Below are 25,486 nucleotides of genomic sequence, written 5' to 3' on the forward strand. Positions count from 1 at the left end.
TCCCGCTACGTTCGTACCCATGGAGATGGAGAACGTCCTGCGCCCCGTCACGGTCATCGGCGGCGCACTGGCCGCCACCCTGATCGCGGGCTGGCTGTTGGACCTGCTGCTGCGCCGGGCCGACGCCCGGCACACCGAGACCCCCCTGTGGGGCCTGCTGCGCCACTGCCGGCTGCCCTTCCAGGTCGTCCTCTGCACCTCGCTGCTGAGAGCCTCCTACCGGCGGGCCGGAATCCTGCCCGACCACGCCTTCGGCGTCGGCCGGTTCCTCACTCTGGTCCTGATCGCCTCCGCGGCCTGGCTCGCGGTACGCATCGCGACGGCCGCCGTCGACTCGACGTACGCGCGCTACGCGGCGGTGACCGAGGACGAGGCCCGGGTACGCCGGGTCCGCACCCAGGTCACCCTGATCCAGCGGGTGGTCACGGCGGTGGTGGTCGTGGTGGCCGCGGCGGCGATGCTGCTGACCTTCCCCCCGATGCGGACGCTCGGCGCCTCGCTGCTGGCCTCCGCGGGCGTCCTCGGCATCGTGGCGGGCATCGCCGCCCAGGCCTCGCTCAGCAACCTCTTCGCCGGCCTCCAGATCGCCTTCGGCGACACCGTCCGCATCGGCGACACGGTGGTGGTCGACAAGGAGTGGGGCCGGGTCGAGGAGATCACCCTGACCTTCCTGACGGTCCGCACCTGGGACGAGCGGCGCATCACGATGCCTGTGTCCTACTTCACGAGCAAGCCGTACGAGAACTGGTCGCGCGGCGGCGCGCAGATGACCGGCACGGTCTTCTGGCACCTGGACCACAGCGCGCCGATCGACCTGATGCGGGAACGGCTCCGGCACATCCTCACGGAGATCCCGGAGTGGGACGGCCGCGGCGGCGGGCTGGCCGTGACGGACACCACACCGCACACGGTCCAGGTCCGCGCGGCGGTCACGGCGAAGGACGCCGACGACCTCTGGACGCTGCGCTGCGCGGTCCGCGAACGCCTGATCACCTGGCTGGTGGCCGAGCACCCGTACGCCCTCCCCCGCATCGCCACGACCCCGGCCGCGGAAGCCCCCTAGGGGGTGTCCTGACCGGCAAGACACCCCCTAGGAAGCGGCGGGCAGGAGCGCGGCCGCGCACTCCTCGGCGAGGTCCTCGGCGTGCGGCGGCAGCGGGCCGCCGGCGCGCAGGTGGCGGCGGACGACCGAGAGCGGGAGGTCGATCAGGGCCAGGGTGACGCGGTCCTGGTCCTGGGGCCCGGTCGCGCCCAGAGTGGCGGCGAGGGTACCGATGGCGGCGTACACCCGCTGGTTGCCGGCATCGGCCCGGCCGGTGTGCTCCTCCGACCAGTCGGCGCGGCCGAACTCCCACGGGCCGTAGAGCAGGAGGGCGGCCTCCTCGGGGTGGGCGCGGCTCCACCCCACGACGTGCCGGGCGGCCGCGCGGGCGGCCCGGCGCGGGTCGGTGTCGCTGTGCAGGCTGGCGAAGTAGCCTTCCTGGAACCGCTCGACGCTGCGCAGCCACACCTCGGCGAGCAGGGCGCTGCGCCCGGCGAAGCGGTGGTACATGGAGCCGCTGGGCGCGCCGATCGCCTGGGCGACGGCGGACATCGTCACGCCGCCCGGCCCGGCGGAGGCGGCCAGCCGGACGGCGGCGTCGAGGATCTGGTCGGTGTCGAAGCGGGGTGGTCTCGCCATGAATCAGAGAGTACTCTCCAGATTATTAGAGACCCCTCTCTAATAATGCGGTGGGGAGGACCGTCCATGGGCGTCTACAACTTGCACGAACGCGTGATCGCGGCGAAGGAGAGCGAGGTCGGCGCACTGATCGACACGCTGTCCAGCGGGGAGGACGACCGGCTGTGGCCCAGCCGCCTGTGGGAGGACATGGAGCTCGACCGCCCCCTCGGGGTCGGGGCGGCGGGCGGACACGGACCGGTGCGCTACACCGTGGCCGCGTACGTGCCGGGGACCTGGGTGCGGTTCACCTTCACCGGACCCCGGGGCTTCCACGGCTTCCACGAGTACACCGCGCTGCCCCTCGACGCCGAGCGCACCGTGCTGCGCCACACCATCGCGATGAACCTCAGCGGCATCAGCCGCATCACCTGGCCGCTGGCCATCCGCGTGATGCACGACGCGGTCCTGGAGGACAGCCTGGACCGCGCCGAACTGGCCTGCACGGGCACGGTCGCCCGCCCGGCCCGCTGGTCCCCGTACGTCCGCTTCCTGCGCGGACTGGAACGCCTCGTGACCCGGCCGGCCTGACCGGCAGGCCACCCCCTAAGGGGCGCGGAGGCTCCGTACGTCGAGGTGCCGCAGCACCCGGTCCACGATCTCCGGGTCGGAGCCGGGTTCGCTGCGGGCGGCCAGGACCTCGTGGCGGGCCGCCGACATCATCTCCCGCTGGATCCGCTGGACGTCGTGGAGCCGCTCCACGCGCTTCGCGTACGCCTCGCGCCGTTCCTCGTCCACCATGTCGGGGCTGATCCTGGCCCCCACGTCGTACGCGCGCCGGTACAGCTGCTCGACCAGGTCCTCCGGAAGCTCCTCCGCCTCCTCGATCTCCTTCAGCCGCCGCTTCGCGGCCTTGGCCGCGCGGACCGCCAGCTGCCGCTCCGCGTCCCGCTCGGCGTCCGTGTCGGCCTCCACCCCCAGCCGCCGTACCAGCCACGGCAGCGTCAGCCCCTGGCACACCAGGGTCGTCATGATCACCGCGAACGCGATGAAGATGATCTGGTCCCGCCCGGGAAAGGGCTCACCGGCGTCCGTCCGCAGCGGAATGGCCAGCGCCAGGGCCACCGAGGCCACCCCGCGCATCCCGGCCCACCACATCACCACGCTCTCCCGCCAGCTCAGCGGGATCTCCTCGTCGTAGTCGCGCCGCTGGTGCAGTCTCTGGGCCAGCCAGCCGGCCGGCAGCAGCCACACCAGCCGTACGCCGACCACCACCGCGACCACGATCGCCGCCCACCCGGCCATCTCCCACACCCGGTCCTCGGCCGTGCCGAACACGTTGTGCAGCTCCAGCCCGATCAGCCCGAAGGCCACGCCGGTGACCAGCATGTCGACGACCTCCCAGAAGGTGTGCCCGGCGAGGCGCCCCAGCACGTCGTCGGCGTCGCTCGCGTACTCGGCGAGGAACAGGGCCGTCGTCAGCACGGCCAGCACCCCCGACCCCTGGAGTTCCTCGGCCACCACGTACGCGACGAACGGCACCAGCAGCGTCAGCCCGATCTGCAGGGTGGCGTCGCCGAGCCGCCCCATGAGGTGGTTGGCGATCCAGCCGAGCGCGAGCCCGACGGCCACGGCCACCACGGCGGAGAGCACGAACTCCTTGAGCGCCTGGGGCCAGGAGAAACTGCCGCTCACGACGGCGGCGACGGCCACGTGGTACAGCACGATCGCCGTCACGTCGTTGAACAGCCCCTCGCCCTCCAGGATCGACACCATGCGGCGGGGCAGCCCGAGCGATCCGGCGACGGCGGTGGCGGCCACCGGGTCGGGCGGGGCGACGAGCGCGCCGAGGGCGAGGGCGGCGGCGATCGGCAGCCCGGGCACGACGGCGTTGGCGACGGCGGCGACGGCACCGGTGGTGACGAACACCAGGGCGACGGCCAGCAGCAGGATGGGCCGGACGTTGGCGGCGAACTGCCGCCAGGACGTGCGCTGCACGGAGGCGTACAGCAGCGGCGGCAGCACCAGCGGCAGGATGAACTCGGGCGGGATCTCGACGTTCGGCACGGCCGGCACCAGTGCGAGGATCACCCCGCCGATGGTCATCAGGACGGGCGCGGGCAGTTTGAGCCGGTCCCCGAGCGGCACCGTGACCACGGCCCCGAGCAGGAGCACGAACAGCAGAGCAAGCTGATCCACTCCCCCACCCTGCCAGTCCGCTGCGCTTGGCGGTGCGGGTCGGAAGCGTGTCGGGGCTCCGCCCGGAACCCCCTACGGCGCTCCGCGCCCGCGCCTCAAACGCCGGCGGGGATGGAAATTCCGGGGCGGAGCCCCGGTTACGGCAGGGGGCGGCGCATCGCGCGGTGGGGGATGCCCGCGTCCTGGAACTCCGGGCCGTAGGCCACGTACCCCAGCCGCTCGTAGAAGCCCAGCGCATGCGTCTGCGCGCCCAGGTCGACGGCCGTCAGGCCCCGACGGGCCGCCTCCGCCTCGATCGCGCGGACCAGCGCCACACCCACGCCCAGCCCGCGCGCGGACTTGGCGACGGCCAGCCGGCCCAGCGAGCCGACGCCCTCCGCGCCGCCGGTCTTCGCCAGCGCCGCGTCCCCGTACAGCAGCCGGCCCGTGCCCAGCGGCACCCCGTCCGCGCCCACGGCCAGGACGTGCACCGCGTCCGCGTCGTACGCGTCGTACTCGATCGACTCCGGCACCGACTGCTCGACCACGAAGACCTCGGACCGCACCGCGAAGCAGGACTGCAGGTCCTCCTCCGTGGCGGCGACCCGCACCTCGACCGGCGAGGTCACTCGCTCTCCGCCCGGATCACGTCCAGCGCGTGCTGCAGGTCCGCCGGGTAGGTGCTCTCGAACTCGACCCACTGCCCGTCCGACGGGTGCTCGAAGCCGAGGCGCACCGCGTGCAGCCACTGCCGGGTCAGGCCGAGCCGCTTGGCGACGGTCGGGTCGGCGCCGTAGGTCAGGTCGCCGACGCAGGGGTGCCGGTGCGCGGCCATGTGCACGCGGATCTGGTGCGTACGCCCGGTCTCCAGCTTGATGTCGAGCAGCGAGGCGGCGCGGAAGGCCTCGATCAGGTCGTAGTGGGTGACGGAGGCCTTGCCGTCCTGGATCACCGCCCACTTGTAGTCCGCGCTGGGGTGGCGGCCGATCGGCGCGTCGATCGTGCCGCTCATCGGGTCCGGGTGGCCCTGCACCAGCGCGTGGTAGCGCTTGTCCACGATCCGCTCGCGGAACTGGTTCTTGAGCGAGGTGTAGGCGCGCTCCGACTTCGCGACGGCCATCAGGCCGGACGTGCCGACGTCGAGGCGGTGCACGATGCCCTGGCGCTCGGACGCACCGGAGGTGGAGATGCGGTAGCCGGCCGCGGCGAGGCCGCCGATGACGGTGGTGCCGGTCCAGCCGGGGCTCGGGTGGGCGGCCACGCCGACCGGCTTCATGATGACGACGATGTCGTCGTCATCGTGGATGATCTCCATGCCGGGGACGGGCTCGGCGACGACCTCGACCGGCCGGGCCGGCTCGGGCATCTCGACTTCGAGCCAGGCGCCACCGTGCACACGCTCGGACTTCCCGACGACACTGCCGTCGACCGACACCTTTCCCGCGGCCGCGAGATCGGCCGCCTTCGTCCGGGAAAAACCGAACATACGGGCGATGGCGGCGTCGACGCGCTCGCCCTCAAGGCCATCGGGAACGGGCAGGGTGCGGATCTCGGGAATCGTACTCACCCGTCGAGTATGCAGGACGGGGCGGACGGGCCGTCCCGCGATCAGTCCTTGTGGACGGTCCCGTCCGGGTCCAGACCCTTGAAGGACAGCAGGACGATCAGGATGCCGCCGCACACGATCGCCGAGTCCGCGAGGTTGAAGACGGCGAAATGGGCGGGCGCGATGAAGTCGACGACCGCACCCCGGAACACACCCGGCGAACGGAAGATCCGGTCGGTCAGGTTGCCCAGCGCGCCACCCAGCAGCAGGCCGAGCGCGATCGCCCACGGCAGGCTGTAGAGCTTGCGGGCCAGCCGCACGATCACCACGATCACCGAGGCCGCGATGCAGGTGAAGATGATGGTGAAGGCCTCGCCGAAGCCGAAGGCGGCGCCCGGGTTGCGGACCGCCTCGAACTTCAGCAGGTCACCGATGATCTCGATCGGCGGCTGGTGCTCCAGCTTCGCCACGACCAGCATCTTGCTGCCGAGGTCGAGCAGGTAGGCGAGCACCGCCACGACGAGCAGAGCCGTGATCCGACGGCGCCCCTTGGGCCCGGCGGACTCCGGCTGGGTGTCGTCCCCGACCTCCGGCGTACCGATGATGCGCTCCGCCTCTGCCACGTGAGTCCCTCGAACTAGCTCGAACCAGGCTCCTCCTGGACCCTGACGGAACACGAGGGTACGTCAGGGTCCCCGCGCGCCGCCTGCCCCACCTCCCCAACCGTGCTAGTGCCGCCGTTCCTGCTTCTGCTTGCAGTCCACGCACAGCGTGGCCCGCGGGAAGGCCTGCATCCTGGCCTTGCCGATGGGCTGCCCGCAGTTCTCGCAGAGGCCGTACGTGCCCGCCTCCAGCCGCTCCAGGGCCCGCTCGGTCTGCTCCAGCATCGAGGTGGCGTTCGCCGCGAGCGCCAGCTCGGACTCGCGGGTGATGTTCTTGGTGCCCGTGTCGGCCTGGTCGTCGCCCGCGCCGTCCCCGGAGTCCCGCATCAGGCCGGTGATCGCCGCCTCCGAGGCGTCGAGCTCGGCCCGCAGCCGCAGCACCTCCGACAGGAGCTCCGCACGGGCGTCCTCGACCTCCTTGGGGGTCCAGGGGTCCTCCCCGGGCCGTACGGCGAGCTCACCGGGCGCCAGGGCCGCCGTGGCCCGCGCCTTGGGGAGCCCGCTGGTGGCGGCCGCGGCCGTCTTCCTCGCCGTACCCGCGCTCTTCTTGGCAACCACTTTCCGGACTCCCGTCTTCTTCGCGGCAGGTGCCGCCCCCTCGGCCGCGGCCTTCTTGGCCGTGGCCGTCCGCTTCTCGACGGCGGTCGTCTTCTTGACGGCGGTCGCCTTCCCGTCCGGAGCGAGCGCGCCGGCAGCGGTCTTTCGGGCAGCGGTCGCCTTCTTGGCGGGGGCCGCGTCCTCTGAGACCGCCGCCTTCCCGGCGGCCTTCCCGACAGCCTTCTTGGCAGTACTCCCGGCGGTCTTCTTCGCCACCATGGCCGCGACCCCTTCACATACTGTGATCTTTGCTCGCGAATCGTGCCGGAACGATAAATCGACACCGGCCCCGCGGCAACGGGGCACGCATCCATCGAGGTCAACCTGCATCCGTTGTGCCCATCAGGAGCCCCGGTAATCCGCCACTCCCGCCCCACCCGGGCCGGAAGCGGCAGCGCACGCCCATTCGGGTCACGCCGGGGGCGCGCCGGGGTCACGCGCGGACCCTCCCCGCAGCCCCGCCACGCCGGGCCGGGGGCCCCCGCGCGGGCCCCCGTAAACCGGTCTGCCGTGCGCCCCCCGGGCCCGTACACTGAGCCCAGCGAAAGGCATGGACGGGGACGAGTAGCGTCGTACGCAGCCAGGAGCGACCCGGGGACGGTGAGAGCCCGGGGGCGAGCGCGATGTGAAGGATCACCCCTGAGCCGCCGGAAGAAAGCCCGCACGGGATCCCCGTACGGCGAGTAGAACCGGCTTCGCACCCCAATGAGGGGGCCACCGGATCCGTCCGGCGGCCAAGGAGGGTGGTACCGCGGGAGCAGCAGTGCTCTCGTCCCTCCGGACGGAAGTGACACCCCGCCGGAGGAAGAGTTCAGCCTCATGACCACACCGCCGCAGTACCGCCCGGTACCCGCCCAGGTCGACCTGCCTGCCCTTGAGCACGCCGTCCTCGACTTCTGGCGCGAGAGCAAGACCTTCGCCAAGACCCTGGAGCAGTCCGAGGGCCGCCCCGAGTGGGTCTTCTACGAGGGCCCGCCCACCGCGAACGGCATGCCCGGCGCGCACCACATCGAGGCCCGCGTCTTCAAGGACGTCTTCCCCCGGTTCCGCACCATGCGCGGCTACCACGTGGCCCGCAAGGCCGGCTGGGACTGCCACGGCCTGCCCGTCGAGCTCGCCGTCGAGAAGGAGCTGGGCTTCAACGGCAAGCAGGACATCGAGGCGTACGGCATCGCCGAGTTCAACGCCAAGTGCCGCGAGTCCGTGACCCGCCACACCGACGCGTTCACCGAGCTCACGACCCGCATGGGCTACTGGGTCGACCTGGACGACGCCTACCGGACCATGGACCCCGAGTACGTGGAGTCCGTGTGGTGGTCGCTGAAGGAGATCTTCAACAAGGGCCTGCTCACCCAGGACCACCGCGTCGCCCCCTGGTGCCCCCGCTGCGGCACCGGCCTCTCCGACCACGAGCTGGCCCAGGGCTACGAGACCGTCGTGGACCCCTCGGTCTACGTCCGCTTCCCGCTGACCTCCGGCCCGCTCGCGGGCGAGGCGGCGCTGCTGGTCTGGACGACGACCCCGTGGACCCTGGTGTCCAACACCGCCGTGGCCGCGCACCCCGAGGTCACCTACGTGGTGGCCACGCGCACCGGCGCCGAGGGCTCGGAGAAGCTGGTCGTCGCCCAGCCGCTGCTGGAGAAGTCCCTGGGCGAGGGCTGGGAGGCCACCGGCCAGACCTTCACGGGCAAGGAGATGGAGCGCTGGACGTACGAGCGTCCGTTCTCGCTCGTCGAGTTCCCCGAGCCCGCCCACTACGTCGTGAACGCCGAGTACGTCACGACCGAGGACGGCACCGGTCTGGTCCACCAGTCCCCCGCCTTCGGCGCCGACGACCTCGCGGTCTGCCGCGCGTACGGCCTGCCCGTCGTCAACCCGGTCCGCCCCGACGGCACCTTCGAGGAGGAGGTCCCGCTGGTCGGCGGCATCTTCTTCAAGAAGGCCGACGAGAAGCTGACCGCCGACCTCGACGCGCGCGGCCTGCTCTTCAAGCACATCGCCTACGAGCACAGCTACCCGCACTGCTGGCGCTGCCACACGGCCCTGCTCTACTACGCGCAGCCGTCCTGGTACATCCGCACCACCGCCGTCAAGGACGCGATGCTGCGGGAGAACGAGAAGACGAACTGGTTCCCCGACTCGGTCAAGCAGGGCCGCTTCGGCGACTGGCTGAACAACAACATCGACTGGGCGCTGTCCCGCAACCGGTACTGGGGCACCCCGCTGCCGATCTGGCGCTGTGAGGAGAACCACCTCACCTGCGTCGGCTCCCGCGCCGAGCTGTCCGAGCTCTCGGGCCGGGACCACTCGAACCTGGATCCGCACCGCCCGTACATCGACGAGGTCACCTTCCCCTGCACGGCGGAGGGCTGCTCGCTGGAGGCCGTCCGCGTCCCGGAGGTCATCGACGCCTGGTACGACTCGGGCTCGATGCCGTTCGCGCAGTGGGGCTACCCGTACAAGAACAAGGAGATCTTCGAGAAGCGCTACCCGGCGCAGTTCATCTCGGAGGCGATCGACCAGACGCGCGGCTGGTTCTACACGCTGATGGCGGTCGGCACGCTGGTCTTCGACAAGTCCTCGTACGAGAACGTGGTCTGCCTGGGCCACATCCTCGCTGAGGACGGCCGGAAGATGTCCAAGCACCTGGGCAACATCCTGCAGCCGATCCCGCTCATGGACCAGCACGGCGCGGACGCGGTGCGCTGGTTCATGGCGGCCGGCGGCTCCCCGTGGGCGGCGCGCCGCGTGGGCCACGGCACGATCCAGGAGGTCGTCCGCAAGACCCTCCTCACGTACTGGAACACGGTCGCCTTCCAGGCCCTGTACGCCCGTACGTCGAACTGGGCGCCCTCCGCCTCCGACCCGGCCCCGGCCGACCGCACGGTCCTCGACCGGTGGCTGCTCTCGGAGCTCCACACGCTCGTCGCCGAGGTCACCGAGGCGATGGAGTCGTACGACACCCAGCGCGCGGGCAAGCTCCTCTCCGCGTTCGTGGACGACCTGTCCAACTGGTACGTCCGCCGCTCGCGCCGCCGCTTCTGGCAGGGCGACGCGGCCGCGCTGCGGACCCTCCACGACGTGGTCGAGACGGTGACGCGCCTGCTCGCCCCGCTGACCCCGTTCATCACGGAGCGGGTCTGGCAGGACATGGTCGTCCCGGTCACCCCGGACGCCCCGGAGTCGGTCCACCTCTCCACCTGGCCGGTGGCGGACACCGCGGCGATCGACCCGGCCCTGTCCCAGCAGATGCAGCTGGTCCGCCGCCTGGTGGAGCTGGGCCGGGCGACGCGTGCGGAGTCGGGCGTCAAGACCCGCCAGCCCCTCTCCCGGGCCCTGGTCGGCGCGGTGGGCTTCGACGCGCTCTCCCCCGAGCTGCAGTCCCAGATCACGGAGGAGCTGAACGTCTCCTCCCTGGCCTCCCTGTCCGAGGTCGGCGGGTCCCTGGTCGACACGACGGCGAAGGCGAACTTCCGGGCGCTGGGCAAGCGCTTCGGCAAGGGCGTCCAGGACGTCGCGAAGGCGGTGGCCGCGGCCGACGCGGCGGCGCTGTCCCTGGCCCTGCGGGCCGGCTCGGCGGTGATCTCGCTGAACGGCGAGGAGATCTCCCTCTCGCCGGAGGAGGTCATCATCACGGAGACCCCGCGCGAGGGCTGGTCGGTGGCGTCCGACTCGGGCGCGACGGTCGCCCTGGACCTGGAGATCACCCCGGAGCTGCGGCTGGCGGGGCTGGCCCGTGACGCGATCCGCCTGATCCAGGAGGCCCGGAAGAACTCCGGCCTCGATGTGGCGGACCGCATCACGCTCCGCTGGTCCTCCGCGGACCCGGAGGTCGTGACGGCCCTGACGGACCACGCGGCCCTGATCGCGGACGAGGTCCTCGCCACGGACTTCGCGTCCGGCGACGCCGATGCCGCCTACGGTGAGCCGTTCACGGACGAGTCCCTCGGCCTGACGTTCCGCCTCCGCAAGGCGTAGCCCCCAGCCCGAGCGGCCCGTTCCCTCCCGGGGGGACGGGCCGCTTTCGTCTGCCCCACCTCTTCCCGGGCTCCGCCCGGACCCGCGCCTCAAACGCCGGCGGGGCTGAAAACTCCAGCCTCGCCGGCGTTTGAGGCGCGGGGGCTCGGGGGCTCGGGGGCGGCGCCCCCGCAACGGCGCCGCACGCGGGCAGCAGAACGGGCCGGGCCCGAGGTTCCGTGGGGAACCTCGGGCCCGGCCCGTAGAGCGCGGCTGCCGACCGCAGAACGGCGGCGGCGCCTAGTTGTCGTCCTCGTCGATCAGGAAGCCCCGCATCGGCGACGGCGCCTGCATCGGCTGCGGCGCAGCCGGCCGGACCGGAGCCATCGGCTGGGTCATCGCCGGGGACATCTGCTGCTGGTTGCCGCCGTAGGACGGGGCACCCATCGGGGAGGGACCGCCCATGGGGGACGGGCCACCCATCGAGGGACCGCCCATGGAGTGGCCCATCGCACCGGCCGGAGCCATCGAGGGCGACGGCGGCAGCGCGGGACCGGCCGGGTTCCGCGGCGGGGCCAGGGAGTCGTCCGCCTGGGTCTCCAGCTGGCGCAGCTGCGACTCCAGGTAGGACTTCAGACGCGTACGGTACTCACGCTCGAAGCCCCGCAGGTCCTCGACCTTGCGCTCCAGCGTGGCGCGGGCGGACTCCAGGGAGCCCATCGCGACGCGGTGCTTCTCCTGCGCGTCCCGCTCCAGCGCGTCGGCCTTGGCACGGGCGTCCCGCTCCAGGCCCTCGGCGCGCGACCGCGCCTCGCCGACGATCTTGTTGGCCTCGGAGCGGGCCTCCGCGATCGCCTGGTCGGCGGTCTGCTGCGCCAGCGACAGGACACGGGCGGCGCTGTCGCCACCGGCGCCCTGCTGCGGAAGCTGCGGCTGCTGCTGGTGCATCGGCTGACCCATGGGCTGCATCTGCTGCCCCATCGGCTGCATCTGCTGGCCCATGGGCTGCATCTGCTGGCCGAGCGGGTTCTGGCCGCCCATCGACTGCTGCTGCATGCCCTGGGGGCCGCCCATGGGCTGCTGCTGCATGCCCTGGGGTCCACCCATGGGGTGCTGCTGCATGGGACCGCCCATGGGGCCGCCCATCGGGCCGGGGCCCTGCTGGCCCTGGCCGCCGGGGCCCGGCGGAAGCTGCGGCGGGCCACCCTGGAGCTGCGGCGGGCCCATCTGCGGCTGCTGCTGCTGCTGCGGCGGGCCGGATATGGCCGCGGGCACGGGGGCGCCGGGGCCGCGCTGGTCCTGGGGTTCCGGCTTGCGCATGCCCTGCTGCTGCTGGCTCTGCGCGGCGGCACGCGTGGCGGCGGCCAGCTTGGCGCGCAGGTCCTCGTTCTCGCGCAGCAGGCGCGTCAGTTCGGACTCGACCTCGTCGAGGAAGGCATCGACCTCGTCCTCGTCATAGCCTTCTCGGAGGCGGACGGTCGTGAACTGCTTGTTCCGCACGTCCTCGGGAGTCAGCGGCATGTCTTCTTCACCTCTACGTAGTCGTCGGCAGTCGGCAAGACCGTATCGGGACTGTCCCCGCGCCCGCGGGGAAGCACATCGTTCACAAGCCGCTCGCAGCGGTGCGCACGAAACTGATGAGGATGTAAACGATGATCATCAGAACGAAGAAGGACAGGTCGAGTGCCACGCCCCCGAGACGCAACGGCGGAATGACCCGCCGAAGAAGCTTGAGCGGTGGATCGGTGACGCTGTAGGTGGCCTCCAGTACGACCACCATCGCCTTGCCGGGTGTCCAGGAACGTGCGAACTGGAACACGTAGTCCATGACCAGGCGGAAGATCAGCACGACGAGGAAGCACCCCAAGGCGAAGTAGATCACTTGCAGTGCGACACCCATTCCGTGCTTCCCTCTCCCCTGCTCCCGCTGTGTTCCCGGCCCCGTGTCTGACGGATCGGTCTAGCTTTGGTTGAAGAACCCGCCCTCCGCGATGCGGGCCTTGTCCTCCGCCGTGACATCGACGTTAGCAGGCGACAGCAGGAACACCTTCTGTGTCACGCGTTCAATGCTGCCGTGCAGACCGAAGACGAGTCCGGCGGCGAAGTCCACGAGACGCTTCGCGTCCGTGTCGTCCATCTCCGTGAGATTCATGATCACCGGAGTGCCCTCACGGAAGTGTTCCCCGATGGTACGGGCCTCGTTGTAGGTCCGGGGGTGCAGCGTCGTGATGCGGTACGGCTCCCGCTCGGAGACGACCTTGGGCATGATCACGGGGGCGTTCTTCTCCAGGTTCGTACGATCAGGTGTGATGGATGCCACGGGGGCGATTCGCGCAGGACGTCCGCTTTCCACCGGAATTGGGATAGGTTCGCGCTGCGCCGGAGGCTGTGCGGCTCGTACAGGTTCGTCCGATACGGGCGATTGATGCACGGGCTGCTGTCGGCGATCCCGTTCCCGAGCCCGCTCCATCTCCGGCTCGGGCTCGAACTCGTCGTCGGGGTCGTACCCCGGGTTGTCGTACCGGTCGTCCTCCACGAGGCCGAGGTAGACCGCCATCTTGCGCATCGCGCCGGCCATTCTCCGAGTCCTCCGCTCTGTGGTGGATCGCCCTGTTGCAGGTGCCGCCGTGTCACGAATGTCACCAACTGCCCGCGATCCACTAGGCCTGCCCGCCCATCAGCGGGAATGACCATATTTTCTGCTGTGGTCCGACTTTCTTCGCGACGTTACCCGAGCCGGGGTCTCGCGCCGAGTACCGCAGTGCCGACGCGTACATGTGTCGCACCGGCCGCCACGGCCTGTTCCAGGTCTGCGCTCATCCCGGCCGACACCATCGTGGCAGCCGGATGGTCCACGCGCATGCGGGATGACAATTCCATCAGCCGCTCGAAGGCGGCCTGTTCGCGTCCCGCGTAGGGGCCGGACAGCGGAGCGACCGTCATCAGGCCGTCGATGCGCAGTCCCGGAGCCCCGGCGACGAGGTCCGCCAACTCCGCGAGCTGCTCCGGCGCCGCGCCGCCACGGGCCCCGCGCTCCCCCGACTCCGCGTCGAGGGCGATCTGCACGAGGCACCCGAGCTCCCGGCCGGCGTTCACCGCGGCCGCCGAGAGGGCGGTCACGAGTTTCGGCCGGTCGACCGACTGCACGACTTGCGCGTATCCCGCCACGGAACGGACTTTGTTCGTCTGCAACTGGCCGACGAAGTGCCAGCTGAGCGGCAGATCCGCGCAGGCCGCAGCCTTGGGGGCGGCATCCTGGTCACGATTCTCCGCAACATGACGGACGCCCAGGTCCGCCAGCAGTCGTACGTCGCTCGCGGGGTAGGTCTTGGTGACCACGATGAGCGTCACCTCATCCCGCCCCCGCCCCGCCGCCGCGCAGGCGGACGAGATACGTTCCTCCACCCGCGCCAGGTTCCCGGCGAGCTCCGACTTACGATCCGTCATTCTTCTTTTCCCCCGGCGGTCCGGGGGTCGTCCCCCGGGAAAGCTCCGTCAACCAGACATATCCGGCAAGGCGTCCGGTCACCCGGTCGCGACGGTACGAGAAGTGGTCCCGCGACTCCAGTGTGCAGACCGGGGAGCGGCCGCTGTGCACCACCCCCGCCTCGGCGAGCTGGGCGTGCACCCCGGCGACCACGTCGACGGCCGGTGTCCCCCAGCTCGTCTCGGCCCGGGCGGCGGGCACCACCTGGGCCACCGCCTCCCGCATCTCGGCGGGCACCTCGTAACAGTGACCGCAGACCGCGGGTCCCGTACGGGCGACGATCCGCCCGGGATCGGCCCCGAGGGCGACCATCGCCTCGACGGCGGCGGGCACCACCCCGGCGACCAGCCCCGGCCGCCCGGCGTGGGCGGCCGCCACGACCCCGGCGACGGGGTCCGCCAGCAGGACCGGCGTGCAGTCGGCGGTGAGCACCGCGAGGGCGAGTCCCCGACGGGCGGTCACCACCGCGTCCACCGCCGGGACCTCGTCGTCCGTGCCCCAGGGCCCGTCCACCACGGCCACGTCCCGGCCGTGCACCTGGTTCATCCAGACCACCCGGTCCGGCGCCAGGCCCAGGGACTTCGCCGCCCGTGCCCGGTTCGCGAGAACGGCGGCAGGGTCGTCTCCGACCGCGCCGCCGAGATTGAGCTCCTCGTACGGAACGGCGCTCACTCCGCCCCACCGGTCGGTGAAGGCGAAGTGGGCGCCGCCCACGTGATGCTGCTCCGGTGTCACTTCAAGAAGTCCGGAACATCCAGCTCCTCGGCCGGGCTGTCCTGGTACGGCCGGGCCGTGGGGACCTGCGGCGCGGGGGCCTGGACCTCGGCCGGGGCCGCCTCGGCCGGGGCCGGGGGCTCCTCGCGCGGGGTGACCGAGCCGAGTCCGCCGAAGGCCGGGCGGGCCGGCTCGGCGGCGCGGACCGGAGCCGGGGCCGGCTCCTCGCGCTTGGTGGACGCGGCGCCGATGACGTTGTCCCGGCGGGCCGGGGGCTGTCCGCCGTCGAACCCGGCCGCGATGACGGTGACCCGTACCTCGTCGCCGAGCGCGTCGTCGATGACGGCGCCGAAGATGATGTTCGCCTCGGGGTGCGCGGCCTCGCTGACCAGCTGCGCGGCCTCGTTGATCTCGAAGAGACCGAGGTCCGAGCCACCGGAGATGGAGAGCAGCACGCCACGGGCGCCGTCGATGGACGCCTCCAGGAGCGGCGAGGAGATCGCCATCTCGGCGGCGGCCACGGCGCGGTCGTCGCCGCGGGCGGAACCGATGCCCATCAGGGCCGAGCCGGCCTCGGACATCACGGACTTGACGTCGGCGAAGTCGAGGTTGATCAGACCCGGGGTCGTGATGAGGTCGGTGATGCCCTGGACGCCCGAGAGCAGGACCTGGTCGGCCGACTTGAAGGCGTCGAGCACGCTGACCTGGCGGTCCGAGATGGACAGCAGTCGGTCGTTGGGGATGACGATGAGGGTGTCGACCTCTTCGCGGAGCTCGGCGATGCCGTCCTCCGCCTGGTTCGCGCGGCGCCGGCCCTCGAAGGTGAACGGCCGGGTGACCACACCGATCGTCAGGGCGCCCAGCGAGCGCGCGATGTTGGCGACGACAGGTGCGCCGCCGGTGCCGGTGCCGCCGCCCTCACCGGCGGTGACGAAGACCATGTCGGCCCCCTTGAGGACCTCCTCGATCTCCTCGCGGTGGTCCTCTGCCGCCTTGCGACCGACGGCCGGGTTGGCGCCGGCGCCGAGGCCACGGGTGAGTTCACGGCCGACGTCGAGCTTGACGTCGGCGTCGCTCATCAACAGCGCCTGGGCGTCCGTGTTGATGGCGATGAACTCGACGCCCTTGAGACCGACCTCGATCATTCGGTTGATGGCATTGACACCACCGCCGCCGACACCGATGACCTTGATGACTGCGAGGTAGTTCTGCGGTGCTGCCACGTCGAAGGCCTCTCGCCTCGAGTTACGTGTCGCCGCCTCGCGGGCCTGCGTTGCGACGACTGATGCCGAAATAGGGATGGTCCGAACGCGCCGACCCGAACCCTCACCCTGAAGTTTAGGGTTAGGGGTGTGCCTGTTCCTCGGACTCTTCCGAACAGGACACTAAGTCGACAAGTAGCGCGTGTTCAACGAACACGCCGAACCTCCCGTTTTTCTTTTCACCCTATGTGATCACCCGTATCGCTGGCCAACCAGGGTGCGCCGCTGTTGGACCGGACGTCAACTCCCGGACGCAGCAGGGGCGGTGGGGACGCTCACGTCGAAGTGAACGGCCTTGGGGGCGGCTTTCAACAAAGCGTTCAACGCACGTCCCTTCGCGTCGCTCTGTTCACCGCTCCCCCACGTCACGGACCGGCCCCGGGTGAGCTCCAGTACGACCGAATCGTAGGAACCCACCTTGACCTGCACCGTTTCCCTGGCGATCGGTTCCGGGAGGGCGCCCGCGACGAGTACGGCCTCGTGCAGCAGCCGGTCCTCGTCGAAGCGGCGGGCGCTCGGCGATCGACCGGCGTTCAATTCGAGGACCGGAACACCCGCGGGTGCTTTCGGAACCGTGTCGAATCGCACACCCGATGCGTCCACTTCCACGAAGTTGGCGTCCTTTTTGATGAGCAGGACGGGTTTGCGTTCCGTCACCTTCAGACCGATGCCGTGCGGCCAGGCCCGCACCACGTCGACCGAATCGATGCGCGGCAGCCGGCCGCGGACGCGGCCCTCGATCTCCTCGGTGTCGACGCTCACCAGGGGTGCGCCGACCGGGACGGCCGCGGCGCCGAGGACCTGCTCGGAGGTGAGCACGTCCATGCCGGTGGCGGTGACCTTCTCCACGCGGAGCCAGGACGAGCCGTAGAGCACCCAGGTGCCGCTCGCGGCGAGGAGCACCGCGGCGGCCAGCGAGGCCAGCACGGGGCCCCGGCGCAGGCGTGCGCCAGGGCCCTTGGGGTCGGACCTCTGCGCCGGCTTCGGGGCCTTGGGAGCCTTGGAGCCCTTGGGAGCCTTCGGGGGCGTGGGAGCGCCGGTGCCCTTGCGGGCATCCGGACCGGACCGATCAGAAAACGGTGTTCCGCGCCGCGCGGTCGTCCCTCCGGCCACTCCTGTGCCTCCTGCGTCTGCGCTACCCGCCTCAGCGGGACCTGTGGGCCGCGATCGCCTCGTAGACCATGCCGACCAGGAGCTCGTCGGCGTCCCGGCGGCCGAACTCACCGGCGGCGCGGGACATCTCGTACAGGCGGTGCGGGTCGGACAGCACCGGGAGGATCTGGCTCAGCACCCAGTCGGGCGTCAGCTCCGCGTCGTCCACGAGCAGGCCGCCGCCGGCCTTGACCACCGGCTGGGCGTTGAGCCGCTGTTCACCGTTGCCGATCGGCAACGGGACGTAGGCGGCGGGGAGCCCCACGGCGGAGAGTTCGGCGACGGTCATCGCTCCCGCACGGCACAGCATCATGTCGGCGGCGGCGTACGCGAGATCCATCCGGTCCACGTACGGTACCGGCACATACGGCGGCATCCCGGGCATGTTGTCGACACGCGGCAGTTCGTTCTTCGGCCCGACGGCGTGCAGGATCTGGATCCCGGAGCGCTGGAGGGTCGGCGCGACCTGCTGGATCGTCTCGTTGAGGCGGCGGGCGCCCTGCGAGCCGCCGGAGACCAGCAGCGTGGGCAGGTTGGGGTCCAGGCCGAAGGCGGCACGCGCCTCCGGGCGGACCGCGGCCCGGTCGAGGGTGGAGATGGAGCGGCGCAGCGGGATGCCCACGTAGCGGGCCCCGCGCAGCTTGCTGTCGGGGGTGGAGACCGCGACGGCGTGCGCGTACCGGGAGCCGATCTTATTGGCCAGTCCGGGCCGGGCGTTGGCCTCGTGGACGATGATCGGCACCCCGAGGCGCTTGGCCGCGAGGTAGCCGGGCAGGGCCACGTAGCCGCCGAACCCGACGACGCAGTCGGCCTTGGTGCGCAGGAGGATCTCCTCCGCGGCCTTGATGGTGCCGCGCAGCCGTCCGGGGACGGTGATCAGTTCCGGGGTCGGCTTGCGGGGCAGCGGAACGGCGGGGATCAGGCCCAGCTCGTAGCCGCGTTCCGGCACCAGGCGGGTTTCCAGTCCGCGCTCCGTGCCGAGGGCGGTGATGCCCACTGAAGGGTCCTGCCTGCGCAGGGCGTCCGCGAGGGCGAGCGCCGGCTCGATGTGGCCGGCGGTCCCCCCACCGGCGAGTACGACATGCACCGAAATTCACCGCTCTCCGGACGGACGCTTCTTGACGCGCCGTCTCATCGACTTCCATCTCACCCCGGTCCGCCACCAGCCGGTCTTCGGCTGTCGCATCGCGAGGGCCGCGCGCGCCGCCGGCTCCTCACGCGCGAAGGCGATGAGCAGTCCGACCGCGAACATGGTCGGCAGCAGGGCTGATCCTCCGTAGGAGAACAGCGGGAGCGGGACTCCGGCGATCGGCAGCAGGCCGAGCACCGCACCGATGTTGATCACGGCCTGGGCCGTGATCCAGGTGGTCACGCCTCCCGCGGCAAACCGTACGAAGGAATCCTCCGTGCGTCCGGCCACGCGGATACCCGCATAGCCTAGAGCCGCGAACAGGGCGAGAACCGACAGTGTCCCCGCGAGACCCAATTCCTCCCCGGTGATGGCGAAGATGAAGTCGGTGTGGGCTTCGGGTAGTTGCCCCCATTTTTCCACACTTGCACCGAGGCCGGAACCGAACCATCCGCCCGAGGCGAGGGCGTAGATCCCGTGAACGGCCTGCCAGCAAAGGTCGTTCTTGCCCGGTTCTGTCGCACCGAGGCATTCGAGCCGGTCCATCCGGTGCGGGCTCGTCTTGATGAGCAGTGCGACGATCGCACCCGCGAAGGCGAGCACCGCGACGAACAACCGGGTCGGGGCTCCGGCCAGCCAGAGCAGACCGAACAGGATGGCGCCGAGAATCATCGCGGTGCCCATGTCGCCGCCCAGCATGATCAGCCCGAGCAGCAGGAAGGCCACCGGGACCAGCGGCACCAGCAGGTGCTTCCACTGGCTCAGCAGCCCCTTGTCGCCCTTGCGTGCCAGCAGGTCGGCGCCCCACAGGATCAGTGCCAGCTTGCCGAACTCACTGGGCTGCAGCATGAACGGACCGCCAAGGGAGATCCAATTCTGGTTGCCGTTGATCGAGACGCCTATCCCCGGGAGCTGGACCAGGACCATCAGGAAGAGCGTGCCGGCGAGCACCGGATACGAGAGCGCCCGGTGCAGTTTGACCGGCATCCGGGAGGCGACCAGCAGGAGCACGCCACCGATGAGGGCGGCCAGGAACTGCTTCTTGAAGAAGTACGCGTCGCCGAGGCCGAGCTGGAGGGCCTTGATCATCGAGGCCGAGTACACCATCACCAGACCGAGCACGGTGATGAGCAGGGAACTGCCGAAAATCAGGTAATAGGCGGTGAGCGGGCGATCCCAGGCCTTCTGCAACTGCCGCTGCGTACGCCGGAACCGGGCCAGCGGCCCGCGCCCGGCAGGCCGCTTCGAACGCACCGCAGGGCGTTTGCGGCCCTGCGCCTTCACGGCGGACGGCCGCCGCCCCGGCAGCATCTGCTTGGCCGGCATCTGTGATCTTCCCCTCCACTCGTACGAGGCGAGCTGCCGGCCGGAGGGAACCTGTCCCGGAGCCCCGGCCTAGGCCGTGTCCGCAGCGTTCTCGGCGGCCAGTTCGCGCACCGCGTCGGCGAATGCGTCCCCACGCTTGTTGTAGTTCGCGAACATGTCCATCGAGGCACAGGCAGGTGCCAGCAGGACCGTGTCGCCGGGCTCGGCGAGCGCGGCGGCTTCCCGGACCGCTGCGAGCATCGCCCCAGTGTCGGTCCGGTCGAGGTCGACGACCGGGACCTCGGGGGCGTGTCGCGCCAGCGCCTCGGCGATGAGCGCCCGGTCGGCGCCGATCAGCACGGCGCCGCGCAGCCGCTTCGCGGCGTTCTTCACGAGCTCGTCGAAGGTCGCGCCCTTGGCGAGGCCGCCGGCGATCCAGACGACCGGCTCGAAGGCCGCGAGCGAGGCCTCGGCCGCGTGCGTGTTGGTGGCCTTGGAGTCGTCGATGTAGGTGACCGAGCCGACCTCGTCCACGTACGCGACGCGGTGGGCGTCCGGGCGGAAGTCGCGCAGCCCGTCGCGGACTGCGCGCGGCTCCACGCCGAAGGCGCGGGCCAGGGCCGCGGCGGCGAGCGCGTTGGCGATGTTGTGCGGGGCCGGCGGGTTGACGTCCGCGACCTCGGCGAGCTCCTGGGCGTTCTTCTGCCGGTTCTCCACGAAGGCCCGGTCGACGAGGATGCCGTCGACGACGCCGAGCATGGAGGGGCCGGGGGCGCCGAGGGTGAAGCCGATCGCGCGGCAGCCCTCTTCGACGTCGGCCTCCATGACCAGGTTCTCGGTGGCCGGGTCGGCGACGTTGTAGACGCAGGCGACCGTGTTGCCCTCGTAGATCCGGCCCTTGTCGGCGGCGTACGCCTGCATCGAGCCGTGCCAGTCGAGGTGGTCGGGGGCCAGGTTCAGCACGGCCGCCGAGTGGACGCGCAGCGAGGGCGCCCAGTGCAGCTGGTAGCTGGAGAGTTCGACGGCGAGCACGTCGTACTCCTGCTCGCCGAGCACCACGTCGATGATCGGGGTGCCGATGTTGCCGACGGCGGCGGTGCGCAGCCCCGCGGCCTTCAGGATCGACGCCAGCATCTGGGTGGTGGTGGTCTTGCCGTTGGTGCCGGTGATCGCGAGCCAGGGGGCCGGGGCCCTGCGGGGGGCTGCGGCCCCGTCCTCGCCGGAGCGCGCGGCGCGCAGCTCCTGGCCGACCTCGCGCAGCAGCCAGGCGATCTCCACGTCCCCGACCACGTCCACGCCGGCCTTGGCGGCGGCCTCGAACAGCGGGCTGTCGGGCTTCCAGCCCGGCGAGGTGACGACCAGCTCGGTGTCCTCGGGCAGTACCTCGCCCGCCTGCCCGCCGTCCGCCAGGCGGCCGAGGCGGACGGTGATGCCCTCCGCCGCGAGCTCGGCGGCCCGGGCACGGTGCGCGTCACCGTCACCGTTGTCGACGACGGTCACCACTGCGCCGAGGCCGGCCAGGGCGCGGGCGGCACTGATGCCGCTCACGCCGAGACCGGCGACGGTGATGTTCTTGTCCTGCCAGGACGTCACTTGTCGGCTGCCCATCCCGCGTAGAAGAGACCGAGACCAACGATCACGCACATGCCCTGGATGATCCAGAAGCGGACCACGACCAGTACCTCGGACCAGCCCTTGAGCTCGAAGTGGTGCTGCAGTGGCGCCATCCGGAAGACCCGCTTGCCGGTCATCTTGAAGGAGCCGACCTGGATGACGACCGACATCGTGATGAGCACGAAGAGGCCGCCGAGGAGCGCCATCAGGAACTCCGTGCGGGAGCAGATGGCGAGGCCCGCGAGCGCGCCGCCGAGGGCGAGCGAGCCGGTGTCACCCATGAAGATCTTGGCGGGCGAGGTGTTCCACCACAGGAAGCCGAAGCAGGCGCCCATGAGGGCGGAGGCGACGACCGCGAGGTCGAGCGGGTCGCGCACCTCGAAGCACGCGTTCGGGTTGGTGAGGTCACCGGCCCTGGCGCAGGACTCCTGGAACTGCCAGACACCGATGAAGGTGTAGGCGCCGAAGACCATCACGGCGGCGCCGGTCGCGAGACCGTCCAGACCGTCGGTGAGGTTCACGCCGTTGGACATCGCCAGGATCATGAACAGCGCCCAGACCACGAACAGCACCGGACCTATCGACCAGCCGAAGTCCGTGACGAACGACAGCTTGGTGGAGGCCGGGGTCAGCCCGCGCGAGTCCTTGAACTGGAGGGCCAGTACCGCGAAGGCGATGCCGACGATCAGCTGGCCGGACATCTTCGCCTTGGCCCGCAGACCCAGCGAACGCCGCTTGACGATCTTGATGTAGTCGTCCAGGTACCCGACGAGGCCCATGCCGGCCATCAGGAACAGGACGAGCAGGCCCGAGAAGCTCGGCTCCTCACCGGTGAGGACCTTCGTCAGGGCGTACGCGATGAGCGTCGCCAGGATGAAGGAGATACCGCCCATGGTGGGCGTGCCCTTCTTCCCGGCGTGGCCGCGGGGGCCGTCGTCGCGGATGAACTGGCCGTAGCCCTTGCGGGCGAGCAGCTTGATCAGCAGCGGGGTGCCGGTGACGGTGAGGAACATGCCGATGACACCGGCGAACAGGATCTGCCTCATCGGTCGGCGACCTCGCCCTCGACAGTGCTGTCGAGAAGGCCCTGGGCCACCCGCTCCAGACCGGCCGACCTGGAAGCCTTCACCAGCACGACGTCACCCGGGCGCAGTTCACTGCGCAACAGGTCGACCGCCGCCTGCGCGTCGGACACGAGCACCGACTCCTCACCCCACGAACCCTCGTTATATGCGCCCAGTTGCAGCCAGGATGCTTCCCTGCCCCCGACTGCGACGAGCTTGCTCACGTTGAGCCGGACGACAAGTCGTCCGACCGCGTCGTGCTCGGCGAGAGCGTCGTCTCCGAGCTCGGCCATCGGGCCGAGCACCGCCCACGTGCGTCCCCCGTTCGCCCTGCCGGCACCGCCCATCGCGGCGAGCGCGCGGAGTGCGGCCCGCATGGACTCGGGGTTCGCGTTGTAGGCGTCGTTGACGATCGTCACACCGTCCGCCCGCTCGGTGACCTCCATCCGCCACCGGGACAGCGTGCCCGCCCCGGAGAGCGCCGTGGCGATCTCCTGTACGGACATGCCCAGTACATGGGCGACGGCGGCCGCGGCGAGCGCGTTCGACACGTGGTGCTCACCGTACAGCCGCAAGGTCACGTCGCTGCACCCGGTCGGTGTGTGCAGTGTGAAGGAAGCCTGCCCCCGGTCCGTCATGCGGACTTCGGTGGCCCGGATTTCGGCGTCCTCGGCCTCGCCGAACAGGACCGTACGGGCCTTCGTGCGCCCGGCCATCTCACGAACCAGCAGGTCATCGGCGTTGAGGACGGCGACGCCGCCCTCCGCCTCGGCCGGCAGGGCCTCGACCAGCTCCCCCTTGGCCTGCGCGATCTGCTCACGGCCGCCGAACTCGCCGATGTGGGCGGTGCCGACGTTGAGGACCAGACCGATCCGCGGGGGCGTCAGTCCGGTGAGGTAGCGGATGTGGCCGATGCCGCGGGCGCCCATCTCCAGGACCAGGTGCTGGGTGTCCTCGGTGACGCGCAGCGTCGTGATCGGCAGGCCGATCTCGTTGTTGAGGTTCCCGGGGGTCCACACGGTGGGCGCGTGGTGCTGCAGCACCTGCGCGATCAGGTCCTTGGTGGAGGTCTTGCCGGCGGAGCCGGTGAGGGCCACTACGTCGGTGCCCAGGCGGGTGACCACGGCCCGGGCGAGTGCGCCGAGCGCGGCCACCACGTCGGGGACCACGATGGCCGGTACGCCGACGGGCCGGGTCGCGAGGACGCCCACGGCTCCGGCGGAGACCGCGCGCTGCGCGTAGTCGTGGCCGTCGACCCGCTCGCCGACGAAGGCGGCGAACAGGCTGCCCGGGGCGACCTCGCGGGAGTCGTAGACCACGGGGCCGGTGACCTGGACGGACGGATCCGGTATGTCGTGGGGCCGCCCGCCGGTGATGTCGGCGATCTCGGCGAGGGAAAGGGCGATCACTGGTTCACCTCGGCCTGTCGGGCCTTAATCGTTTGATCGAGCGCGGCCGTCCGGTCGGGCACCGCCTGGTGCTCGATCGCGGCGCGGAGCACCTCGCGGTCGTCGAAGGGGCGTACGACACCGGCGGTGTCCTGGCCCTGCTCGTGGCCCTTGCCGGCCACCAGCACGGTGTCACCGGGCCGGGCGCGGGCGACGGCGGCCGCGATGGCCGCGGCCCGGTCGGCGTCGACCAGGACGGTGCCCCGCTCGGCGGGCGGCACGGACACGGCGCCCTCGAACATCGCGGCGAGGATCGCGAGCGGGTCCTCGGAGCGCGGGTTGTCGGAGGTCAGGACGGCCACGTCGGCGAACCGGGCGGCCGCGGCCCCCATCGGGCCGCGCTTGGTGGTGTCACGGTCGCCGCCGCAGCCGAGCACGATGTGCAGCTTGCCCTCGGTGACCTCGCGCAGCGCGCGCAGCACCGATTCCACGGCGTCCGTCTTGTGCGCGTAGTCGACGACGGCGAGGTACGGCTGTCCCGCGTCCACCCGCTCCAGCCGGCCGGGGACCCCGGGGACCGCGGCGACGCCGTCCGCGGCGGTCTGCGGGTCGATGCCGGCGGCGGCGAGCGTGACGATCGCGGCGACGGTGTTGGCGACGTTGAACGGGCCGGGCAGCGGGGCGGTGGCGCGGACGCGCTGTCCTTCGGGGCCCAGCAGGGTCAGGGTGGAGCTCGCCGGGCCGAAGACCACGTCCTCGGCGCGCCAGTCGGCGGCCGGGTCGCCCGCGACCGAGAAGGTGACGACCGGGACGGTGGCCTCCTTGGCCAGGCGGCGGCCGTACTCGTCGTCGAGGTTGACCACGCCCAGGCGGGACCGGCGGGGGGTGAAGAGCCCCGCCTTCGCCTGGAAGTAGTCCTCCATGTCGGTGTGGAACTCCATGTGCTCGGGGCTCAGGTTGTTGAAGACGGCGACGTCGAAGACGCAGCCGTCGACCCGGCCGAGCACCAGGGCGTGGCTGGAGACCTCCATGGCCACGGCTTCGACGCCGCGGTCGCGCATGACCGCGAAGAGGGCCTGGAGGTCGGTGGCCTCGGGGGTGGTCCGCTCGGACTTGATGCGCTCGTCGCCGATGCGCATCTCGACGGTGCCGACCAGTCCGGTGCTGCGGCCCGCCGCGCGCAGGCCGCCTTCGACGAGGTACGCCGTGGTGGTCTTGCCGGAGGTTCCGGTGATGCCGATCTGGAGGAGGTCCTCGCCGGGGTGGCCGTAGATCGCGGCGGCGAGCCCGCCCATCCGGCCGCGCGGGTCGGCGACGACCAGGACCGGCAGGCCGGTCGCGGCGGCACGCTCGGCGCCGGCGGGGTCGGTCAGCACGGCGGCGGCACCGAGGCCTGCGGCCTGGGCGGCGAAGTCGGCGCCGTGCGTCCTGGCTCCCTGCAGGGCCGCGTACAGGTCTCCGGGGCGGACCGCACGGGAGTCGTGCGTGATGCCGGTGATCTGCGCCGCGCCGGGCGCCGGGATGCCCAGCAGGGTGGCCAGCTCGCCCAGCGGGCTCGGGCTGGCGGACGCGGGCCGGGGCGCTCCCGGCGGCGTTGCCGGGGCTTTCTGGGTCTCTCTGGGCTGATCAGCGTGGGGCACGGCGGTGAGCGTACCGGGCGCGGCGGGCCGCCCGCGAAGTGAGGCCCCGGCCTCGGCCTCGGCGGTCGTCGGGTTCCCGGGTTTCGGGGTGATGGTTGTCACTGATGGTGCCTCACGCTTTTCTGGCGGGC

General features: G+C 71.3%; 22 protein-coding genes. 3 read left to right on the forward strand and 19 right to left on the reverse strand.

The genetic code is table 11. The features are described from left to right. Window positions 1-25: 25 nt before the first annotated feature. Entirely contained in the window at window positions 26-1,063 is a 1,038-nt protein-coding gene (locus ACFY04_RS01225) for a mechanosensitive ion channel family protein (protein ID WP_389113908.1), read from the forward strand. Window positions 1,064-1,090: 27 nt separating this feature from the next. Here the strand turns inward: ACFY04_RS01225 and ACFY04_RS01230 are convergent, their stop codons facing one another. After that, window positions 1,091-1,681: a TetR/AcrR family transcriptional regulator gene (locus ACFY04_RS01230; RefSeq protein WP_389113643.1), complete on the reverse strand. Its 591-nt coding sequence runs from the start codon at window positions 1,679-1,681 to the stop codon at window positions 1,091-1,093. Window positions 1,682-1,747: 66 nt separating this feature from the next. Here ACFY04_RS01230 and ACFY04_RS01235 point away from each other — a divergent pair, with 66 nt between their 5' ends. Continuing rightward, window positions 1,748-2,251 (forward strand): SRPBCC family protein, encoded by a 504-nt coding sequence (locus tag ACFY04_RS01235; protein WP_389113644.1) that lies wholly within the window; start codon window positions 1,748-1,750, stop codon window positions 2,249-2,251. Window positions 2,252-2,266: 15 nt separating this feature from the next. Here the strand turns inward: ACFY04_RS01235 and ACFY04_RS01240 are convergent, their stop codons facing one another. The 5 genes from ACFY04_RS01240 to ACFY04_RS01260 form a co-directional block, all read right to left on the reverse strand. Beyond that, window positions 2,267-3,859, reverse strand: a complete 1,593-nt coding sequence (locus tag ACFY04_RS01240) for a Na+/H+ antiporter (RefSeq protein WP_389113645.1) — start codon at window positions 3,857-3,859, stop codon at window positions 2,267-2,269. A gap of 137 nt (window positions 3,860-3,996) precedes the next feature. After that, complete coding sequence (locus ACFY04_RS01245; protein ID WP_389113646.1) at window positions 3,997-4,467, reverse strand: GNAT family N-acetyltransferase; 471 nt, start codon at window positions 4,465-4,467, stop codon at window positions 3,997-3,999. Further along, window positions 4,464-5,405, reverse strand: a complete 942-nt coding sequence (locus ACFY04_RS01250) for an RluA family pseudouridine synthase (RefSeq protein ID WP_389113647.1) — start codon at window positions 5,403-5,405, stop codon at window positions 4,464-4,466. Before ACFY04_RS01250 ends, ACFY04_RS01245 begins: the two co-directional genes overlap by 4 nt. Before the next feature lie 41 nt (window positions 5,406-5,446). Beyond that, entirely contained in the window at window positions 5,447-5,989 is a 543-nt protein-coding gene (gene lspA / locus ACFY04_RS01255; protein ID WP_258309950.1) for a signal peptidase II, read from the reverse strand. A gap of 123 nt (window positions 5,990-6,112) precedes the next feature. Next, complete coding sequence (locus tag ACFY04_RS01260; protein ID WP_373038763.1) at window positions 6,113-6,862, reverse strand: TraR/DksA family transcriptional regulator; 750 nt, start codon at window positions 6,860-6,862, stop codon at window positions 6,113-6,115. 600 nt (window positions 6,863-7,462) lie between these two features. Between ACFY04_RS01260 and ileS the strand changes: the two genes are divergently transcribed. Continuing rightward, complete coding sequence (ileS, locus tag ACFY04_RS01265) at window positions 7,463-10,621, forward strand: isoleucine--tRNA ligase (RefSeq protein WP_389113648.1); 3,159 nt, start codon at window positions 7,463-7,465, stop codon at window positions 10,619-10,621. Window positions 10,622-10,900: 279 nt separating this feature from the next. Here the strand turns inward: ileS and ACFY04_RS01270 are convergent, their stop codons facing one another. The 13 genes from ACFY04_RS01270 to ACFY04_RS01330 all read right to left on the reverse strand — a co-directional run bounded on the left by ACFY04_RS01270 (window position 10,901) and on the right by ACFY04_RS01330 (window position 25,457). Then, entirely contained in the window at window positions 10,901-12,121 is a 1,221-nt protein-coding gene (locus ACFY04_RS01270; protein WP_389113649.1) for a DivIVA domain-containing protein, read from the reverse strand. Between the two features lie 82 nt (window positions 12,122-12,203). Beyond that, window positions 12,204-12,500: a YggT family protein gene (locus tag ACFY04_RS01275; protein WP_030012625.1), complete on the reverse strand. Its 297-nt coding sequence runs from the start codon at window positions 12,498-12,500 to the stop codon at window positions 12,204-12,206. 60 nt (window positions 12,501-12,560) lie between these two features. Then, on the reverse strand, window positions 12,561-13,178 hold the full coding sequence (locus ACFY04_RS01280; protein WP_189736204.1) for a cell division protein SepF: 618 nt from the start codon (window positions 13,176-13,178) through the stop codon (window positions 12,561-12,563). Between the two features lie 149 nt (window positions 13,179-13,327). Continuing rightward, complete coding sequence (locus tag ACFY04_RS01285; protein WP_389113650.1) at window positions 13,328-14,047, reverse strand: YggS family pyridoxal phosphate-dependent enzyme; 720 nt, start codon at window positions 14,045-14,047, stop codon at window positions 13,328-13,330. Then, entirely contained in the window at window positions 14,034-14,822 is a 789-nt protein-coding gene (gene pgeF / locus ACFY04_RS01290) for a peptidoglycan editing factor PgeF (RefSeq protein WP_389113651.1), read from the reverse strand. Before pgeF ends, ACFY04_RS01285 begins: the two co-directional genes overlap by 14 nt. Continuing rightward, window positions 14,819-16,024: a cell division protein FtsZ gene (gene ftsZ, locus ACFY04_RS01295; protein ID WP_389113652.1), complete on the reverse strand. Its 1,206-nt coding sequence runs from the start codon at window positions 16,022-16,024 to the stop codon at window positions 14,819-14,821. The genes pgeF and ftsZ overlap by 4 nt, the downstream gene beginning before the upstream one ends. A 279-nt stretch (window positions 16,025-16,303) precedes the next feature. Continuing rightward, window positions 16,304-17,176, reverse strand: a complete 873-nt coding sequence (locus tag ACFY04_RS01300) for a cell division protein FtsQ/DivIB (protein ID WP_389113653.1) — start codon at window positions 17,174-17,176, stop codon at window positions 16,304-16,306. A gap of 31 nt (window positions 17,177-17,207) precedes the next feature. After that, window positions 17,208-18,302, reverse strand: a complete 1,095-nt coding sequence (gene murG, locus ACFY04_RS01305) for an undecaprenyldiphospho-muramoylpentapeptide beta-N-acetylglucosaminyltransferase (protein WP_314248798.1) — start codon at window positions 18,300-18,302, stop codon at window positions 17,208-17,210. A 6-nt stretch (window positions 18,303-18,308) separates the two neighbouring features. Then, window positions 18,309-19,670: a putative lipid II flippase FtsW gene (gene ftsW, locus ACFY04_RS01310; protein WP_389113654.1), complete on the reverse strand. Its 1,362-nt coding sequence runs from the start codon at window positions 19,668-19,670 to the stop codon at window positions 18,309-18,311. A 69-nt stretch (window positions 19,671-19,739) separates the two neighbouring features. Then, on the reverse strand, window positions 19,740-21,257 hold the full coding sequence (murD, locus tag ACFY04_RS01315) for a UDP-N-acetylmuramoyl-L-alanine--D-glutamate ligase (protein WP_389113655.1): 1,518 nt from the start codon (window positions 21,255-21,257) through the stop codon (window positions 19,740-19,742). Next, window positions 21,239-22,309 carry a phospho-N-acetylmuramoyl-pentapeptide-transferase gene (gene mraY, locus ACFY04_RS01320; RefSeq protein WP_030012327.1) on the reverse strand — a complete coding sequence of 357 codons (1,071 nt, stop codon included), beginning with the start codon at window positions 22,307-22,309 and terminating at the stop codon, window positions 21,239-21,241. Before mraY ends, murD begins: the two co-directional genes overlap by 19 nt. Further along, window positions 22,306-23,736, reverse strand: coding sequence for a UDP-N-acetylmuramoyl-tripeptide--D-alanyl-D-alanine ligase (gene murF / locus ACFY04_RS01325; RefSeq protein ID WP_389113656.1), 1,431 nt, complete (start codon window positions 23,734-23,736; stop codon window positions 22,306-22,308). The genes mraY and murF overlap by 4 nt, the downstream gene beginning before the upstream one ends. Further along, complete coding sequence (locus ACFY04_RS01330; protein ID WP_389113657.1) at window positions 23,733-25,457, reverse strand: UDP-N-acetylmuramoyl-L-alanyl-D-glutamate--2,6-diaminopimelate ligase; 1,725 nt, start codon at window positions 25,455-25,457, stop codon at window positions 23,733-23,735. The genes murF and ACFY04_RS01330 overlap by 4 nt, the downstream gene beginning before the upstream one ends. Window positions 25,458-25,486 lie beyond the last annotated feature (29 nt).

It is taken from the genome of Streptomyces sp. NPDC001549 (assembly GCF_042894025.1).
Taxonomy (GTDB): Bacteria; Actinomycetota; Actinomycetes; order Streptomycetales; family Streptomycetaceae; genus Streptomyces; species Streptomyces kutzneri.

Bases quoted from the DNA above. Each gene is read 5' to 3' on its own strand.
- ACFY04_RS01285 (WP_389113650.1), bottom strand. From the start codon at position 14,047: ATGACGGATCGTAAGTCGGAGCTCGCCGGGAACCTGGCGCGGGTGGAG.
- ileS (WP_389113648.1), top strand. From the start codon at position 7,463: ATGACCACACCGCCGCAGTACCGCCCGGTACCCGCCCAGGTCGACCTG.
- ACFY04_RS01235 (WP_389113644.1), top strand. From the start codon at position 1,748: ATGGGCGTCTACAACTTGCACGAACGCGTGATCGCGGCGAAGGAGAGC.
- murD (WP_389113655.1), bottom strand. From the start codon at position 21,257: ATGGGCAGCCGACAAGTGACGTCCTGGCAGGACAAGAACATCACCGTC.
- ACFY04_RS01275 (WP_030012625.1), bottom strand. From the start codon at position 12,500: ATGGGTGTCGCACTGCAAGTGATCTACTTCGCCTTGGGGTGCTTCCTC.
- ACFY04_RS01280 (WP_189736204.1), bottom strand. From the start codon at position 13,178: ATGGCCGGCGCGATGCGCAAGATGGCGGTCTACCTCGGCCTCGTGGAG.
- mraY (WP_030012327.1), bottom strand. From the start codon at position 22,309: ATGAGGCAGATCCTGTTCGCCGGTGTCATCGGCATGTTCCTCACCGTC.
- ACFY04_RS01260 (WP_373038763.1), bottom strand. From the start codon at position 6,862: ATGGTGGCGAAGAAGACCGCCGGGAGTACTGCCAAGAAGGCTGTCGGG.
- ftsW (WP_389113654.1), bottom strand. From the start codon at position 19,670: ATGCCGGCCAAGCAGATGCTGCCGGGGCGGCGGCCGTCCGCCGTGAAG.
- ACFY04_RS01225 (WP_389113908.1), top strand. From the start codon at position 26: ATGGAGAACGTCCTGCGCCCCGTCACGGTCATCGGCGGCGCACTGGCC.
- ACFY04_RS01270 (WP_389113649.1), bottom strand. From the start codon at position 12,121: ATGCCGCTGACTCCCGAGGACGTGCGGAACAAGCAGTTCACGACCGTC.
- ACFY04_RS01230 (WP_389113643.1), bottom strand. From the start codon at position 1,681: ATGGCGAGACCACCCCGCTTCGACACCGACCAGATCCTCGACGCCGCC.